At 64.5% G+C, this 16,614-nt stretch carries 13 protein-coding genes, 1 pseudogene and 1 riboswitch; of the genes and pseudogenes, 9 read left to right on the forward strand and 5 right to left on the reverse strand.

Annotation, left to right across the window (positions count from 1 at the left end):
- Nucleotides 1–9: 9 nt before the first annotated feature.
- Complete coding sequence (locus EXR94_10660; protein ID MSR03179.1) at nt 10–603, reverse strand: TIGR00730 family Rossman fold protein; 594 nt, start codon at nt 601–603, stop codon at nt 10–12.
- A gap of 167 nt (nt 604–770) precedes the next feature.
- Here EXR94_10660 and EXR94_10665 point away from each other — a divergent pair, with 167 nt between their 5' ends.
- The 3 genes from EXR94_10665 to EXR94_10675 are packed head-to-tail and all read left to right on the forward strand — an operon-like array spanning nt 771 to nt 2,396.
- The gene (locus EXR94_10665) at nt 771–1,061 is read left to right on the forward strand and encodes a hypothetical protein (GenBank protein ID MSR03180.1); all 291 of its coding nucleotides are present in this window, start codon (nt 771–773) and stop codon (nt 1,059–1,061) included.
- A complete protein-coding gene (queG, locus tag EXR94_10670; protein MSR03181.1) occupies nt 988–2,025 on the forward strand; it encodes a tRNA epoxyqueuosine(34) reductase QueG in 1,038 nt (345 codons plus the stop codon). The genes EXR94_10665 and queG overlap by 74 nt, the downstream gene beginning before the upstream one ends.
- Nucleotides 2,022–2,396, forward strand: a complete 375-nt coding sequence (locus EXR94_10675; GenBank protein MSR03182.1) for a VOC family protein — start codon at nt 2,022–2,024, stop codon at nt 2,394–2,396. Before queG ends, EXR94_10675 begins: the two co-directional genes overlap by 4 nt.
- A gap of 369 nt (nt 2,397–2,765) precedes the next feature.
- On the opposite strand, the gene dacB is transcribed toward EXR94_10675, so the two are convergent.
- The gene (gene dacB / locus EXR94_10680) at nt 2,766–4,259 is read right to left on the reverse strand and encodes a D-alanyl-D-alanine carboxypeptidase/D-alanyl-D-alanine-endopeptidase (GenBank protein ID MSR03183.1); all 1,494 of its coding nucleotides are present in this window, start codon (nt 4,257–4,259) and stop codon (nt 2,766–2,768) included.
- Between the two features lie 11 nt (nt 4,260–4,270).
- On the reverse strand, nt 4,271–5,434 hold the full coding sequence (locus tag EXR94_10685; protein MSR03184.1) for an acyl-CoA dehydrogenase: 1,164 nt from the start codon (nt 5,432–5,434) through the stop codon (nt 4,271–4,273).
- 157 nt (nt 5,435–5,591) lie between these two features.
- Between EXR94_10685 and EXR94_10690 the strand changes: the two are divergent.
- Nucleotides 5,592–7,426: pseudogene (locus EXR94_10690) on the forward strand (DUF3520 domain-containing protein).
- A 10-nt stretch (nt 7,427–7,436) separates the two neighbouring features.
- Here EXR94_10690 and EXR94_10695 read toward each other — a convergent pair.
- Together EXR94_10695 and EXR94_10700 are read right to left on the reverse strand one after the other, a co-directional pair.
- Nucleotides 7,437–7,865, reverse strand: coding sequence for a hypothetical protein (locus EXR94_10695; protein MSR03185.1), 429 nt, complete (start codon nt 7,863–7,865; stop codon nt 7,437–7,439).
- Nucleotides 7,866–7,921: 56 nt separating this feature from the next.
- Nucleotides 7,922–9,763 (reverse strand): bifunctional homocysteine S-methyltransferase/methylenetetrahydrofolate reductase, encoded by a 1,842-nt coding sequence (locus EXR94_10700; protein MSR03186.1) that lies wholly within the window; start codon nt 9,761–9,763, stop codon nt 7,922–7,924.
- A gap of 35 nt (nt 9,764–9,798) precedes the next feature.
- A riboswitch (SAM riboswitch) is annotated at nt 9,799–9,874 on the reverse strand.
- A 28-nt stretch (nt 9,875–9,902) separates the two neighbouring features.
- Here EXR94_10700 and EXR94_10705 point away from each other — a divergent pair.
- From EXR94_10705 to EXR94_10725, 5 genes are all read left to right on the forward strand, one after another.
- Nucleotides 9,903–10,274 (forward strand): ArsR family transcriptional regulator, encoded by a 372-nt coding sequence (locus EXR94_10705; GenBank protein ID MSR03187.1) that lies wholly within the window; start codon nt 9,903–9,905, stop codon nt 10,272–10,274.
- A 465-nt stretch (nt 10,275–10,739) separates the two neighbouring features.
- A complete protein-coding gene (locus tag EXR94_10710) occupies nt 10,740–13,787 on the forward strand; it encodes a SusC/RagA family TonB-linked outer membrane protein (GenBank protein ID MSR03188.1) in 3,048 nt (1,015 codons plus the stop codon).
- A 13-nt stretch (nt 13,788–13,800) separates the two neighbouring features.
- Nucleotides 13,801–15,135: a hypothetical protein gene (locus EXR94_10715; GenBank protein MSR03189.1), complete on the forward strand. Its 1,335-nt coding sequence runs from the start codon at nt 13,801–13,803 to the stop codon at nt 15,133–15,135.
- Between the two features lie 255 nt (nt 15,136–15,390).
- Nucleotides 15,391–15,705, forward strand: coding sequence for a hypothetical protein (locus EXR94_10720; protein ID MSR03190.1), 315 nt, complete (start codon nt 15,391–15,393; stop codon nt 15,703–15,705).
- A 3-nt stretch (nt 15,706–15,708) separates the two neighbouring features.
- Nucleotides 15,709–16,614, forward strand: coding sequence for a hypothetical protein (locus tag EXR94_10725; protein ID MSR03191.1), 906 nt, complete (start codon nt 15,709–15,711; stop codon nt 16,612–16,614).

Genomic DNA, 16,614 nt, shown 5'->3' on the forward strand with positions numbered 1-16,614 from the left:
TCTGACTCGTTATTTCGTCGGGCGGCGGTGGGAAATGATCGCATTGGCGGCGACCGTCGGGTCGTCGGCCATCGTGAACATGTCGAGGTCGGCGGGATGTACTTTGCCCTCGGCGGCCATGGTGTCCTTGATCCAGGCAACCATCGGGCCCCAGTAGTGCGATCCGTAGAGCACTACGGGCATCGAGGCCATCTTGCCGGTCTGCATCAAGGTCAGAAACTCGAATAACTCGTCCAGGGTGCCGTAGCCCCCGGGAAACGCGATGACCGCTTTGGAGTATTTGGCCAGCATCGTTTTCCGGACGAAGAAGAACCGGAAAAACATCTTCAAGCGAACGTACGGGTTGGTGTCCTGCTCGTGCGGCAACTCGATGCTGCAGCCGATCGAAAGCCCGTTGCCTTCGACCGCGCCCTTGTTGGCCGCTTCCATGATGCCCGGTCCGCCCCCGGTAATGATCGGGTACCCCGCTTCCGCCAGCAGCCGGGCGGTGTCGCAAGCCGCTTGGTAGTAAGGATCGGTGGCGGCCGTCCGGGCCGAGCCGATGATGGTCACCCCGTCGGTCACGTCGGCGAGGCGCTCGAATCCTTCGACGAACTCGCCCATGATCCGAAGCACCCGCCACGGGTCGGTCTTCCGGATGTCGAGCAGCTGCTCGTCGGCGGTCGTGCCGGCGGGCGGATTAGGATGTTCGAGCCGGTTGGTTTTCAACGTGGTCCCATGAGAATGTGCCGCGGGAATATAGCCGGAGCCGCTATATTGTCCCGGAAGCTATGGACTCTCCACCTCGCATCGAACCTGCAGCCGCCCGATCGTGGGGTTCCCTGGCTACCGCCCTGGTTGGCCCGGCGCTCGTCAACCCTCGGCTGGCTCTCGACCTGATCAAGACCGGCTGGGCCTTCCGCCGCCGAAATTGGTGGGGCCGGGCCCCGTTCCTGCCGCTGCCCGATCCGACCTACCTCCGGTGGCGAATGTACACCGCCTACGGCGATGAGGCGGCCGTGCCGCCGGTCGAAGATGTGGTCCGGTTTGCCCGCTGGCGCCGGGAGACCATGCGGCTTTGACCACCCGGCAGTCGTGACCCTCCGCGAGGAGATCCTGGCCGAAGCGTCCCGCCTCGGCTTCTTGGCGTGCGGCGTCGCGAGTCTCGATCCCAGCCGGTTCGGCGATGCCCTCGATACCTGGCTGGCCCGCGGGTTCGGCGGCACGATGCGCTACCTCCACCGCCAAGCCAAGAAACGGAAGAACCCCGCCCTGATCGTGGAGGGCGCCGTTCGCGCCGTGGTCGTCCTCGATAGTTACTTGCCTCGGCACTCGGCTGACGGGGCCGGCCGAGTGCCGAGCGCCGAGCGCCGAGTGCCGAGGATCGCCAAATATGCTCGGGGGCGGGATTACCATCTCGAGTTGGGGGAGCGGCTTGGTGAGTTGAGCCGGTTTCTGATCGAGCGAGGGGCGACGGTGGCGCGGGCGTTTGCGGACGCGGGGCCGGTGCCGGAGCGGGAGTTGGCCGCGCGGGCGGGGCTTGGGTGGATCGGAAAGAACACCATGCTGATTCGGCCGGGGACCGGGTCGTTCTTCTTCATTGGGAGCGTGTTGACGGACCTGCCTCTCGAGGTCGACCGGCCGTTCGAGACCGATCATTGCGGCACCTGTACCCGGTGCCTGGACGCCTGCCCGACGGATGCCCTGGTCGAACCGCGAACCCTCGACGCGACCCGGTGCATTTCATATCTCACCATCGAGCACAAACCGGACCCCGATCCCGAACTCGCCCGGCAGTTCCAAGGGTGGGCCTTCGGCTGCGACATCTGCAACGATGTCTGCCCGTGGAATGAACGATTTGCCGCGGCCACCGATCGGTCCGCCTATCAGGACCGGGGCGACATCCCCTTGGACGACCCCGACTTCTTCGAACGACTCGACGCGGCCGGTTTTGCGGCCCGGTTTGCCGATACGCCACTCGAGCGGCCCGGCCTCGTCCGGATGCGCCGCAACTTCGCCACTGCCTACCAATCTCTCGAGCCATGATCAATCAAATGCACTCGGTCGCGGTGTTCGTGAATGACCTCGACCGTGCCATCGCTTTCTATCGGGACACGTTGGGCCTCGCCGTCAACAAGCAGGGCTCGTTCGGCGCCGAGTTCCTCGAAGCCCCGCCGCACTTGGGCGTCCACCCCGCCGGGCATCCCGACGCGAAGGCCATGGTGGGCCGGCATACCGGCATCACGTTTTTCGTGCCGGGGTTGTTGCACCTCTGCGGTGAGCTGCACGCCAAAGGGGTCACCTTCGTGAGCGAACCCACCCAGATGGCCTGGGGTGTCATGGCGATGATCGCCGATCCCGACGGGAATATCTTCGCGCTCTGGGAGGACCAGCTTCCGGGCCAGGAACCTGCCTAACGAGGCGCCCGGCGGAGGACAAACCGTCCCGTGCGGCGGGGGTCGGCCGATTGATACCGGCCGTGGTGGGCCGGTAGGATTGAGGGCGAGCCGCACCGAGTCGCCGGGCCCGGCGCCGGCCACGACCCGGGCCGCGGGAGGACCGAGGCCGCCCGAGGCCAGTCCGATCTGATAGCGGCCGGTATACGCCCGGGGGTTCCGCGAGCCGGCGCCAATGCGAGAGAACCGGTCAGCCCTTGGGTCTCCGTGAGGGTCGTGCTCGAGTCGGGCCACAAGATGAGGATCCAGCGGCCGGTCAGTGACGGGGGGTCCCGGGTGATCTGGGCGGCAAGCGGGGCGGCGGCGAGGAGGAGCAGCGCCAGCGCCGGTTTACGGAGGTCCGTCGCCACCCAGTCGGCCGTCGACGTCCAGGGAATCCGCCGGAATGACGATGCCTTCGGCGCCCAGCGTCCGGAACAGCCGCCACTGGGCCTGTCGGGCCGCCGCCACCCGCCCGCCGTTGTACATCAGCGAAATCAAGAGGACCCCATCAGGCCGGCCCAGATAGCCGACCAGCGTGGAGACATTGCCGAGGGTCCCGGTCTTGGCCCGGACCACGCCGCGCTGTGGAAGCCCGCTGGCGAGCCGGTAGAGCGTTCCTGAACCGTTCGGAGGCAGCAGCATCGGGAAGTTCCGGCCGCCGGGCGCCAACGGAAACCGAGCCAGATAGGACACAAACGTGTACGGGGAAACCCGGTTCAGGTCGGACAAGCCGCTGCCGTCGACCAGTCGAACTCCGCTGTATTCACCGGTGATTTGCTGGACGTGGGCGGTGAGGCGATCAGCCGGGGTCGGGTCGCCGCCGCCGGCCCACTTGAGCAGGAGCTCGGCCCCCAAGTTGAGGCTCCGCCGGTTGATCTCACTGGCGATCGAGTCCAACACTGGCGAGTGGACTTCGGCCATAACGCCGGTTGCGGGGACGGTGCGGCCGATCAGGCCCGGGGTGGTGGTCCATTCGATCCCGGCATCGGTAAGCGCCGCGGACCACACGGCCTCCAGCAGGGTCCGGGTATCGGAGGCCACCCGGGTAATCGAACGGGGCCGGGCACTGATTCCTAACGTTCCCGCCACGAGATACCGCCCGTTGGCCTGCGGTTCGATGCGAAGCCGGGAGCGGCGTCCCTTGGTGGTCTTGGCGGTGATCGTGAACAGCTGGCCGACTCCGGCCGGCGCGGTGCCGACCAACTGAACCGGCCGGCCCACCCGGCTTCCGGGCGCGAGGGACGCGACGACGACATTGTCGTGGATGGTCAGATTGCCGACCAGCGGTGCGAAGAGCCGCCCTCGGTGCCGGACCGACCAGGTGGATGGGAATGCTGCTTCGGCGCGCCCGAGGGCGCTCGTCACTGTGAGTGGCCCGGTCAACCGCCGAATGCCCCGGGCGGCGAGTTGGGTGGCGAGATCGGTCAAACTGGTGACTTCCGGCCCTCGATGCTCGAGGGTTGGATCGCCGTTGAGCTCCAGCGCCCAGCTGCCGTTCCACACTCCCGTGGCTGGATCGACCGCGCCGGTGCCGACCACGCGGGTCGTTTTGCGGGCGTCACTGCCGAGGACACTACGGGCAAATCCAGTTGTGAACAGCTTGACGGTCGAGGCGGGAATCAGCGTCCGGGTGGGTTGAACGCCCCACAGCAAACGACCTTGATTGTCGGCAATTGCGATGCCCCAGGTGCCTGGAGCCCTCCGGGAAGCATCGCGGAACCAGGTCTCTAGCTGCTGCTGGAGACTCAGGGTGCTGTCGATCGACATTTGGGCCGCCGCGTTCGATGCGGCGGCCCCAATCAGTGTCAGAGACAGCAGAGCCCGCGACATACCTCGTGCCATCGAACTCCTCGTTACTTCAGCATGGCCTTGGCGATGGTCTGCAACTGCATGTTGCTGGTACCCTCGTAAATCGTGCCAATTTTGGCGTCTCGGTAGAACTTCTCCGCGGGGTACTCCTTCGAGTAGCCATATCCGCCAAACAAGTCGAGCACTTGGCCGGCCAACCGGTTGGTGGCCTGAGCGCTGAAGAGCTTGGCCATCGCGGCCTCTTCAATGAACGGCTGTCCGGCATCTTTGAGACGGGCGGCGTTATACACCATCAGCCGGCTGGCTTCGAGTTCAACTTTCATCTGGGCAATCTGAAACTGCACGCCCTGGAAATCGGCAATGGCCCGGCCAAACTGCTTCCGCTCCCTGATGTAGGCAACGCAACAATCGAGGGCGCCTTGTCCGATCCCGATCATCTGGGCTCCGATCCCGATCCGGCCCTCGTTGAGCGTCTCGATCGCCACCTTATATCCGAGCCCGACTGGTCCGAGCACGTTGGTGAGCGGCACCCGGCAGTTCTCGAGGATCAGTTCGGTGGTGCTCGAGGCCCGAATGCCGAGCTTCTTCTCCTTCTTGCCAACGGAGAACCCAGGGAAATCGCGTTCGATCAGGAAGGCGGTGATGCCCTTGTACCCCTTCGAAAAGTCGGCGTTGGCGAACACGATGAAGATCCCCGCCTCATCCCCGTTCGTGATCCAGAACTTTCGGCCGGTGAGCTCCCAGTGATCGCCCTTCAACTCCGCCTTGCATTGGAGCGCGAAGGCGTCGCTGCCGCTGGCCGGCTCCGACAAGGCATAGGCGCCCAGCAGGCTGGTGGTCATGCGGGGAAACAGTCGCTGCTTTTGCTCGTCGGTGCCCCATCGCGCCAGGGCGTTGTTGACGAGCGTGTTTTGCACGTCGACGTAGATGGCGGCGGAGGCGTCGACCCGGGCGAGTTCCTCGATCGCCAGGGTGGCCAGAAAGATCGAGCCGCCCGCGCCGCCCAACGACTCGGGCACCTCGATGCCCATCAGGCCGAGGTCAAAGAACCTCGTGATCAAGTCGGGATTGAACTTGGCGGCCTCGTCCATCTCCATCACGTGCGGCTTCACTTCGGTTTCGGCGAAATCGCGGACGGTTTGGCGGAAGAGCTGCTCTTCCTCGGACAGGACTGAGAGCGGCGCGGCGGTCGTTAGGGTCTCGGACATGGTGTCCCCAGGCGTAGAGGTTCGTCGTTGGCCTCAAGATATCCAGACGCCGCCGGTTTTGAAGGGCATCCGGGTGACCGTGTGCATGGGTATCGGGGCGGCGCATCTCCCGGACCCAATGACACAGGAGTATTCGATGCGAAACCCCACCCTGGCCATGCTGGCCGGACTGATCCTAGGTTTTCCGAAAGACATCCTCATAACGGCGCAAACCGGCACGGTTCAAGGGACCGTGCGGGAGACCGGCATCGGCGGCGGAGCGCTCACCGGCGCCATCGTGACGGTCGATGGGACCGCACTCCGGACCCTGACTGATCGGAACGGCCGGTACACCGTCACCGCCGTACCGGCCGGCCCGGTCCGGGTGAGGGTCGCCTATGTCGGATTTGTACCAGCGGACCGAGAGATTGTCGTCCGAGCCGGCCAGACCGTGACCGCCGATTTTATCCTGACCCTGGTTGGGAGCCCGGGTCCGGAAGCGAAGGACGAACGGGCGGTGGGCGCGATGCCGACCCAGGAAGCGCTCCGCAAGGTCAACGTTGCCTCCGGCCAGCCATCGTTGATCATGTACCGATCCGCCCAGTTCAATGCCGAAGAATACGGTCACCGGGACGAGAATCAGTGGCAATCCCCCAGCCGCCAGCCTCTCTCGACCTTTTCGATCGACGTCGATGCCGTGAGCTACGGCAACGTCCGCCGGTTCCTCCGGGAGGGGACCCTGCCCCCAGGGATGCCGTCCGGGTCGAAGAGATGATCCACTACTTCCACTATGACTATCCCAACCCCCGCGGCGACCACCTGCTCTCCGTCACAGCGGAGCTGGGCCGGGCGCCGTGGAACCCCGCCCACCGGTTGGCGCTGATCGGCCTCCAGGGCCAGCGGATGTCGTTAGGCGAGCTGCCCCCCAACAATCTAGTGTCCTTGATCGAGGTGAGCGGGTCGATGAGCTCGCCCGACAAGTTGCCGCTGCTCAAGTCGGCCTTCCGGCTCTTGGTCAATGGACTCCGGGATGAAGACCGGGTGGCGATCGTGGTCTACGTCGGCGCCGCGGGCCTGGTCCTTCCACCCACCCTGGGCAATCAAAAGACCCGGATTCTCGAGGCCCTCGACCGGCTCGAAGCCGGCGGCTCCACCGCGGGTGGGGCCGGGATCCAGTTGGCCTACCAGGTGGCCCGGGACCACTTCCAGTCCGAGGGCAACAACCGGATCATCCTCGCCACCGACGGTGATTTCAACGTCGGCGTCTCGAGCGATGGCGGACTGATCCGGATGATCGAGGAGCGGCGCCAGGACGGCGTATTCCTCGCCGTCCTCGGTTTCGGCACCGGCAATCTCAAGGCTTCGAAAATGGAGCAACTCGCCGACAAGGGAAACGGCCACTACGCCTACGTCGATGACCTGCTCGAGGCCAAGAAGGTGTTCGTCCAGGAACTCGGTGCGACGCTCTTCACCATAGCCAAGGACGTGAAGTTCCAGGTCGAGTTCAATCCGGCGCGGGTCAAGTCCTACCGGCTGGTGGGCTACGAGAATCGGTTGCTGGCCGATCGCGATTTCAACGACGATACCAAGGACGCCGGCGAGATGGGGGCCGGCCATTCGGTGACCGCGTTGTATGAGATCGTGCCGGTTGACGGCGCCGAGGGCGGGGACGCTGGCACCGTGGATCCGCTCCGCTATCAGGAACGGCCCCGGACCACCGGCTCGGGCGACTGGTTTACGGTCAAGCTCCGGTACCAGCCGCCCCAAGGGCGCACCAGCCGGCTGTTCGAACGGGTCGTGCGGGCCGAAACCGGGGCACCCTCAATCGACTTCCGGTTTGTCTCGGCCGTGGCCTCGTTCGGGATGTTGTTCCGGGACTCGGAGCACACGGGCCGGGCGACGTTCCCGAGTGTGTTGGCGGCGGCCCGAGGCGCCCGGGGGCCCGATGAGGAAGGGTATCGGGCCGAGTTTATCCGGCTGGTGGAAACGGCATCGTCGTTGGCCGGCAAATAGCCGGCCCCGGTTACTTCACCACCACCGTTTTGTGGAGTTCGATGGTCGCGGAATCAGCGCGAAGGCGCTTGCCCCGGACCCGGAGTTCGACCGTGTCGGGTTCGAGCGAAACCAAGACATCGCGGAGAAACACCCCGAAGTCGTCGGTGCAGGCGATGGTGGGGGACACGAACTTGTCGTATGCGACGATCGTCACCACGGCTCCGGCGGTGGTGACGTCTTCGCCGTCGGGGCGGTTGCAACTGGAGCTTCCGTAACTGTGGTACCGCACCGTGACCAGGCCGGCGGCCACGGTGTCCGGGACCACGATCCCCGACGGAAACCCGGCCCCTGAGCCGGCGTCGATGATACTGAGTTGCTTGCCGTTGGGTACCGGATCGAAGGCGTCCTGGCAGGCCGCCGCGGCCGTCAGGGTCACCAGGATTCCGAAATAGCGCATCGCTGCCCTCCTCTCGACCCAGCCGACACGGGAACGGGGTTCAGGCCCTGATACCATTACCCGACCCGGCTTCCGGCCAGGACATCGAGCACCACCGGCACCCGCCCGAGCGGTGCCGACACCTGGGCCCCTTGGACCCGATCGCGCACGGCCGCCAGCATTTCCCGGCCAATCAACACCCCCTCCGCCAGCGCCGCTTCCTTCCCCTTATCGCTCGCGATCCGCATCCGTGTCAGGACCGACTCCGGGACGGTGACGCCGGGGACTTCGTTGGCCAGGAACTCGGCATTCCGGAGTGACACCAACGGCCAGATCCCGGCGATGATCGGGATCTTGAATGACTCAACCTGCTTCAGGAACCGGTCCAGTTGGGCCACATCGAACACCGGCTGGGTAATCGCGAATTCGGCTCCCGCCTCGACCTTCCAGGCCAGGCGGCGGAGTTCCCGTTCCGGATCGACGGTGGCCGGATTGCAGCCGACGCCAATGACGAAGCTGGTCGGTTTGCCCAACGGATTCCGGCCGGGATCGAGGCCCCGATTGAGCTGCGCCACCAAGTTGGTGAGCCCGATGCTGTCGATGTCGAACACCGCCGTCGCGTCGGGGTAGGGCCCCATCTTGGGCGGATCACCGGTGACCAAGAGCAGATTCCGGAGTCCGGCCGCCGCGGCGCCTAACAGGTCGGACAGCATGCCTAACAGATTGCGGTCGCGGCAGGCGTAGTGAACGACCGTTTCGATCCCGACTTCCCGTTCGATCATCAAACCCGAGAGGAGTGCCCCCATCCGGCTTTGGGCCCGGGGCCCGTCTGGTACGTTGACCGCGTCGACCCCGGCTGCTTTGAGGGCTCGGCACTGGTCGAACATCGGGGCCGGGTCGGTGCCCCGGGGCGGGACGATCTCCACGGTCGTAATGAACTCGCCCCGGGCCAACTTGCCGCCGTACCGGGACCGCTGGCCGAGCGGAATCGGGTCGGCGCCGGCCGGGGTGTTCTCCGTGGGGGACACCACGTTGACATGCCGCGGCGCCACCGACCTCACGTACGACTTCATGGCTTTGGTGTGATCAGGCGTGGTGCCGCAGCACCCGCCGACGAACCGGGCGCCGGCCTCGACCATCCGCCGGGCGTATTCCGCGACGTACTCCGGGCTCGCCATGTAGATCTTCCGGTCGGCCACTTCCCGGGGCAGGCCGGCGTTAGGCTGGGCGCTGACCGGCACCTGGACCACGGCGGCCAGCCGCTCGACGACTTCGAGGATCGTCTGGGGGCCGACCGAGCAGTTGACTCCCACCACGTCGGCGCCCGCCGCCACCAACGCGGGTCCAAAGGTCTCCGGCGCCGTGCCATAGGCCGTCAACCCGTCCTCGCCCACCGTCATCTGGGCGATGATCGGCAGGTCGCTGACGCCCCGAACCGCTTCGAGGGCGGCCCTGATTTCGTTCAGGTCCGCGAAGGTCTCCAGGATGAACCCGTCGACCCCGCCCTCGACCAACCCGCGGGCTTGGCGCCCAAAGGCCGCTCGGGCATCGGCCAGCGACAACTCGCCGAACGGTTCGAGCCGGACGCCGAGCGGGCCGATGGCGCCGACCACGGCAGCTTGGGTCCCGGCGGCTTCCTTGGCGATCCGGGCGGCCGCCGTGTTGATCCGCTCGGTCTCGTCGCCCAACCCATAGTGCGCCAGCTTGAACTGGTTGGCGCCGAAGGTGTTGGTCTCGATCACTTCGGCGCCGGCCCGAACGTATTCCCGGTGGATATCGCGGACCAGATCCGGCCGCCGGATGGCGAGCTCGTCGAAGCAGACGTTCACGAAGACGCCGCGGCCATAAAGCATCGTGCCCATGGCGCCGTCGAAGACGTGGACTTTGCCGTCGGCGATCAACTCGTGCAGGGTCGGCATGACGATGGTCCTTTCCCCAACAAAAAATCCCGAGGCTAAAACGGCCCCGGGCGACGTTTTAGCGTTTGTTTAACGTGGCCGCAATCAGCGCAAATCACCACGAACCGCTATGCAACCAAGCTAATCCGCAGCCGCGGGGTTGCCAAATCCAGCCTGGCGCTCATTATGTAACCATACGGTTACTAAAGAACATCCGGTCTTCGGTGCCATCGCCGATCCGACTCGTCGGGCCATTCTCGATTCCCTCCGAATCAAGGAGCGTCCGGCCGGCGAAATCGTGGCCCTCTTTCCGGTCAGCCGGCCGGCGGTCTCGAAGCACCTCCGGATCCTCCGGCCGGCCGGGTTGGTCCGCGAGCGGCGGGTGGGGCGGTCGCGGATGTATTCGCTGGCGCCCGAACCACTGCGGGAGGTGGAACAGTGGCTCGAACACTACCGGGTCTTCTGGGCGTTCGGGTGGGTCTACTTCCTCGGCGAGCTGGTGAAGGTGGTCGAACAGACGGGGACCACGTGACGCCGGCGGCGGGGTTCCGAGTCGCTTGCTACGACACCTCTGGGCGGGGCTATTCCGATCGTCTCGATGCGCCGGTCACTTGCCTCATATGGAACGGGTGCCGGTAATCGACTCGCTTTTGGTGAAATTCCTTCGGCCGACGATTCCTCCGCGGTAGTCGGGCGTGTCACCCCGACACGCGATCTGAAGTGGTGGTTGTGTCGTCTCGTCATGAAGTTGGACCGGAAGCCCTCATTTGAGGGGGTTAAAAGGCATTTTCTGGCCCGTCGAAGACGGCACAGGCCATGCAAAGCAGGACGGTCGGACGGTGGCCCGATTTGCTACTTTGGTGTTTCGACCTTAGCATTCAATTTGAGATCCAAAGCCCAATAGATCGATAGAATTTGTTCCCAGCCGTCGCGGCGTTTTCGAGCCTCGGTGTCAGTGTCAGAGTTCCTGTCCCAAGTACCGTAAAATGAGGACGTCATGAGCATCTGGATGTTGAAGCAGTGGAAGGGCCTGGCCCTTTCGGCGCTGGCGGTCTTCGCCGTGGCATCGACGGCGGCGGCGCAGGCCGGGACCATCACAGGCAAGGTGACCGACGACGCGACTGGTGCCGGGCTTGCCGGCGCCCGGATCCAAGTCATCGGACGTCAGCAGTTCGCGATTTCGAACCCCCAGGGCATCTACCAGATCCGGAGCGTGTCGGCTGGTGGGTACACCCTCCGGATCGTGATGCTTGGGTACGGCGCCCAGCAGAAGGCGGTCACGGTCGCGGCCGGGCAGCCGACGGCGGTCGACTGGTCGCTCAAGCCGGTTCCCTTCCAGCTCGAGCAAATCGTCGTCACGGCCACCGGGGAACAGTTCAAGCGTGAGTTGGGCAACACGGTGGCCACCATCGAGGCCACTCAGTTGGTGAACCAGGCCCAGACCCCGGACTTGAGCACGGTGCTGAACGGCCGAATTGCCGGCGTCACGGTCATCCAGAACGACGGCGTGGCCGGCAGCGGCTCCCGAATCCGGATACGAGGCATCAGCTCCGCGTCGCTCAGCAACGATCCGCTCCTCTATGTCGACGGGATTCGGGTTACCGAGCGGGGCGTACCGTTGAGCAGCTACGCCGGCGGGGGCTCGCCCTCGTTCTTGAACGACATCAACCCCGAGGACATCGAGACCATCGAAGTCGTCAAGGGTCCGTCGGCGTCCACCCTCTATGGGACCCAAGCGGCCAACGGGGTCATCCGGATCACGACCAAACGGGGCAAGGCCGGGCCGGCGAAGTGGAATGTCTATACCGAACACGGGCTGGTCGAGGACAAGAACAACTACCTCTCGGTCTGGTACTCCAAGAGGCAGGGCGCGCCGGGGCAGTGCTTCCCCTTCCAGCAGGCGCTCCGTCAGTGTACCATCGCCGGGCTCTTCAGCAAGGATATTCTGCGGGATCCCGAGACCTCCCCGCTCAAGGCGGCCTATCGGTCCCAGTACGGCGTCCAGATCAACGGCGGGACCGACGCGGCCCGGTATTTCGTCGGCGCGGAATTCGAGGACCAGCGGGGCATGTTCAAGATGCCGACCTCGGAAATCGCCTTCCTCAAGACGTTGCGCGGGGCCGACGCGGTCTTTCCGGCCAATCAGCTCGAACCCAATAGCCTTCGGAAGATCAACCTCCGCGGCAACCTGTTGGTTGCGCTGTCGAGCAAGGCTGATGTGGCGGTGAATACTGGGTTCGTCAACAACGACAACTTGATCCCGCAAACCGGCGACAACTTGGAAGGCGTCTTCGCCACCGCCACCTACGGCACCGCCGATCCGGCGGCCGCGAGCCCGTTCGGCTTTGCCCGGCCGGCGTACGGTTTTTCCAACAGTACTTATCGGAAGTCCAACCACTTCATTCAGAGCGCCAACCTCAACTTCAGGCCGCTCAACTGGCTGGCGACCCGCGCCACTGTTGGGCTCGACTATATCGGTTATGAGGACCAGGAGTTGGCCCGGAACGGCGAATCCTGCCCCTTCTGCGGCAACGGCGACGGCGTTCGGACCCTGAACCGGTTCCAGAGCTACAAGTATTCAGCCGACTTGGGCGGCACGGCGACCTTCAAGCTGACCAAACGGATCGGTTCGAAGACCTCGGTCGGCGGCCAGTACGGGAAGGACAACCTGACCGCGTCGCTCAACCTCGGCCAAGTGTTGGCGCCCGGCGCCGAAACCTTTACCGGCGCGGCGAACAAGACGGCGAGTGAATTGACCGTCAGGAGCGTGACCTTCGGGACCTACGTCGAACAGCAGTTCAGCTTGGATGACCGGCTCTTCTTGACCGGGGCGGTTCGGGTCGACCAGAACAGTTCGTTCGGCCGGAATAGTCGCTCGGCGACCTATCCGAAGATCGGCGGGTCCTTCGTCGTGATGGAACCCCGTGACGCCGGGCTGGTGAGTTCGTTCCGGATGCGGGCGGCGTATGGCGCGTCGGGCCAGCAGCCCGGCGCGCTCGATGCCATCCAGTACTACACCGGCACCACGAATGCCGTATTCGGTGGGTCGGCTCCAGGCGTGAGCCTCGGCAACCTGGCGAGTTTCCTGGCCGGGCTGGGCAATAATAACCTGCGACCGGAACGGTCGAAGGAGATCGAGGCCGGCTTTGACGCCGGGTTCTTCCGGAATCGGATTACTCTCGAAGCCACGGTGTACCGGAAGAACACTACTGACGCGCTGGTCCAGCGGCTGCTGCCGGGATCGTTGGGTTCGGTCGGGGCGCGGACCGACAACGTCGGCGAGGTGAAGAACGAGGGGATCGAAGTTTCGATCTCGGCTCGGGTCCTCGACAAGTCGAGCCTGCAGTGGGACGTGCAGCTCGAGTTGGCGGGTAACCGCAACCGGCTCGTGGCCCTCGGTGAAGGGGTGCCCCCGATCACCGGGTTTGGATACCAGCAGCGGCCCGGCTATCCGCTTTTCGGCGGTTGGTGGCCGAAGATCGACTCGTATTCCGATGCGAACGGCGACGGCTTCATCGATCCGAGCGAAGTCACTGTCACGGACACGGCGGCGTTCCTGGGCGCGACGATCCCGGCTCGGACCGCCAGTTTGAACACCAACTTGTCGCTCTTCAGGGGCAAGCTCCGGATCGGCGGGCAGGTCGAATACAAGGGCGGCTTCAAGTCACTCGAAGTGAGCACGATGTTCCAGTGCCTCTTCGTCCAGAACTGCCAGTACCTGACCGATCCGAAAACTTCCCTGTTCAATCAGGCCCGGTCGGTCGGCGGGGTCTTCGGAGACTGGGCCGAGGATGCCTCCTTCGTCCGGCTCAAGGAGGCGAACGTTGCCTTCACCCTGCCGTCGAAGTGGGCCCGGGCCGTGGGATCGTCCAACGTGGTGGCGACCCTTACCGGCCGGAATCTGCTCCACTATCTGCCGAACTTCGGCGGCTGGGACTCGGAGATCAACACCCAGGCTGGCGGTTCGGGCGACGGGCCGAACTACAACTTTGTCCAGCCCGGCCAGCCCCGGTTCATCACGTTCCGTCTCCAACTCACCTACTAGGAGCCGGCTACCCATGACTCAGTCGACTACGACTCACCCGATGACGACGATGATGATCCGACTTCGTAGTGCCCTGACGGTGGCGGCGGTTGCCGTCAGCGCCACCGCCTGTTCAACCGACACCCTGCTCCAGGTCGATCGGCCCGACATCATCGATCCCAGCAAGTTGACCGGGGCCCTTGGTGCGACGGCCCTCTATAACGGTGCCATCGGCGACATGGCATACGCTCAAGGCACCTTCGGGGGGGTGATGCTGGCTTCGAGCCTCTTCAGTGATGAGTTCCGCTTCGGCGGTACCCCCCCGGAAGTCCGGCAGTTCGACCTTGGGGCCCTCAAGGTCGAGAATTCGTTCTCCCAGGTTATCTACCTCAACCTCCATCGCGGCCGGATCGCCCCCCAAAAGGCTGCAGCCGCATTGACATCGGCGAACCCAGCCGACAAGCGAATTGGCGAGATGAAGGCCCTGTCGGCACTGGCGACCATCTGGGTTGGGGAACACTATTGTTCCGGCGCTCCTCTCAGCGACTTCGGACCGCCGGAGGTCTTCGGTAATCCGTCAAGCACCACCCAGCTCTTCCAGGCGGCCGTCGATCTCCTGACCAGCGCGGCGACGACCACGGGCAATGATCCCAAGATCGTCAATCTGATTGCGGTACTCCGGGGTCGCGCCTTGTTGAACAACGCCCAATTCGCGACCGCGGCCGCGGCAGTCGCGGCGGTTCCGACCGGTTACACGTATCAGGCTTTGTTCTCCACCGCGGATCTTCGAACCAACAACAACATGAAGGCGTTCATATTCGACTTCGACTACCTGTCGGTGTCGGATCGGGAGGGCGGCAACGGGCTCAATTTTGCCACGGCCGATGATCCCCGCGTGCAGGTGCACTTCGCCGGCCCGTCGCGGTTCGACAGCAAGACCCCGCACTTTCAGTTCTTGCCGTATGATTCGTTTGGCAGTCCAATCGTCAACGCGAGCGGCCGGGAGGCGCGGCTGATCGAGGCCGAAGCTGCCCTGCAAGCCAGCAACATCGGCACTTGGCTGTCGAAGATGAATGAAGTCCGGGCCACCTATCAGATGGCGCCTCTTGCCGATCCGGTTACGCCGGCGGCCCGGGTCGATCTGATGTTCCGGGAGCGGGCGTTCACCCTCTTCGCGACGGCCCATCGGGTCGGCGATCTGCGCCGGCTGGTCCGCCAGTATGGGCGGGCCATCACGGCGACGTTCCCGACCGGGGTGTACCACAAGGACAACTTGACCCGCGGCAACCAGGGCAGCCTCATCGTGCCCCAGACCGAGGATAACAACCCGAACTACAAAGCGACCGACTGCGACGCGACCAAGTCCTGATCGCGACGTCGTTGGGCGGGTAACCGAGCGTTGGCGGCCAGTGGCCGCCCCCGCTTGCGTTGGCGGCGTTCGAGTGACGAACAGCGACAGGATGGACAGGATGAACAGGAGAGCACGGCCAAGGGAGACTCGCAGGGAGCGGAGGCGGGTATCCTGTCCATCCCTTTCATCCTGTCCGGCAGGTCTTTTCAAAGGGCGGCGGCAAACCGGCGCCGGACGGAGTAAATTTCACCGGCACTCGAACCGGGATCATTCATGTACAGCCTGATGGTCGTTCTTTCGGCCCTGACCGCGCCGGCCCTCGGCGAGATCTCGGGTGATGTCCGTTTGGGGGACAAGTACCTGGGCGCAGCCAAGATCGACCTTAAGTGCGGTGACCAGAGCGCCGCCGGAGTGACCGACTCGTTGGGGAGGTTCCGGCTGACCGTCAAGGGAAGCGGTAAGTGCACGGTGACGGTGGCTCACGACAAACAGACAGCGTCCGTTTACATCGTCGTCTTCGACAAGCCGTCCCGCTATCGCCTCGTGTTGGAATTGAAGGACGGCAAGTACATCCTGAAGCGGGTCTGATCGATGGCCGAGCCGGAGATTCGGGATCACAAAGACTTTTGGGATAAGCTCCAGATCGTGCTGTCACCGCTCGGCGGTCTCTTTACCGCGCTCGCGGTCGCGAGTTTGGGCCTGATCGGTTCCCGGGCCCTCGACCGGCAGCAAAGCAGTGAGGCCAAGCTCCGGCTCTATTCGGAGCTGATGACCCGCCGGGAGGAATCCGAGGCCACCCTCCGGAAGGAGATGTTCCAGTCGATCATCGGATCCTTTTTTGACAGCCACTCGACCTCCTTCGAGTCGAAGCTCCTGAAGATGGAACTTCTGGCTCAGAACTTTCATGAAGCCTTGAACCTCCAGCCGCTCTTCAAGCACCTCCGGCGCGAGATCGCGGCCGCCCCGTTGGCGGCCATCGACCGGAGGCACTATGAAAGCCGGGTCAGCGAGTTGGCCCGGGAAGTGGCCCGGAAGCAAATCGTCGTGCTGGAGGCGGGTGGCAGGCGGTTCGACTGGACCGTGATTCTGAGTGATAGTCTGATCGACGGTCTTCGGACCGAACAGTTGGAGGACGTCAAGCTCGGTCTCGACGGGATCGAGCGCCGATTCCGGCTGACCCTGTTCCGGGCCGATACCGCGCAACGGGAACTCCACATCGGACTCGAAGTCGAGACAGTGGCGCAACCCGGGGTGCTGGCCTCCGCGGTGGGCCGGTACAACGTCGAGTTCGACGTGGGCTTCTTCACCACGCCGATGATCGACAACATCCGGCTCTCGAACGATCAGCGAGTTGCGGTCGTGCTGACCGATATGAATCAGGCGGGGGCCAGCCTCAGCCTGATGTATTTCCCGGGCTCCCGGGCGAGCCTCCGAGAAAAGCCCTACTACGAAGAAATCCTTCGCAAGTTGGCCGATACCTCCCAAGCCAGGGAGTAA

Source organism: Gemmatimonadota bacterium (assembly GCA_009692115.1).
GTDB lineage: Bacteria > Gemmatimonadota > Gemmatimonadetes > Gemmatimonadales > GWC2-71-9 > SHZU01.

Excerpts from the sequence above, each read along its gene's own strand:
- EXR94_10715 (MSR03189.1), top strand. The coding sequence starts at position 13,801 with ATGACTCAGTCGACTACGACTCACCCGATGACGACGATGATGATCCGA.
- EXR94_10660 (MSR03179.1), bottom strand. The coding sequence starts at position 603 with ATGGGCGAGTTCGTCGAAGGATTCGAGCGCCTCGCCGACGTGACCGAC.
- EXR94_10695 (MSR03185.1), bottom strand. The coding sequence starts at position 7,865 with ATGCGCTATTTCGGAATCCTGGTGACCCTGACGGCCGCGGCGGCCTGC.
- EXR94_10665 (MSR03180.1), top strand. The coding sequence starts at position 771 with ATGGACTCTCCACCTCGCATCGAACCTGCAGCCGCCCGATCGTGGGGT.
- EXR94_10685 (MSR03184.1), bottom strand. The coding sequence starts at position 5,434 with ATGTCCGAGACCCTAACGACCGCCGCGCCGCTCTCAGTCCTGTCCGAG.
- EXR94_10675 (MSR03182.1), top strand. The coding sequence starts at position 2,022 with ATGATCAATCAAATGCACTCGGTCGCGGTGTTCGTGAATGACCTCGAC.
- EXR94_10725 (MSR03191.1), top strand. The coding sequence starts at position 15,709 with ATGGCCGAGCCGGAGATTCGGGATCACAAAGACTTTTGGGATAAGCTC.
- queG (MSR03181.1), top strand. The coding sequence starts at position 988 with ATGAGGCGGCCGTGCCGCCGGTCGAAGATGTGGTCCGGTTTGCCCGCT.
- EXR94_10720 (MSR03190.1), top strand. The coding sequence starts at position 15,391 with ATGTACAGCCTGATGGTCGTTCTTTCGGCCCTGACCGCGCCGGCCCTC.
- EXR94_10700 (MSR03186.1), bottom strand. The coding sequence starts at position 9,763 with ATGCCGACCCTGCACGAGTTGATCGCCGACGGCAAAGTCCACGTCTTC.
- EXR94_10710 (MSR03188.1), top strand. The coding sequence starts at position 10,740 with ATGAGCATCTGGATGTTGAAGCAGTGGAAGGGCCTGGCCCTTTCGGCG.
- dacB (MSR03183.1), bottom strand. The coding sequence starts at position 4,259 with ATGGCACGAGGTATGTCGCGGGCTCTGCTGTCTCTGACACTGATTGGG.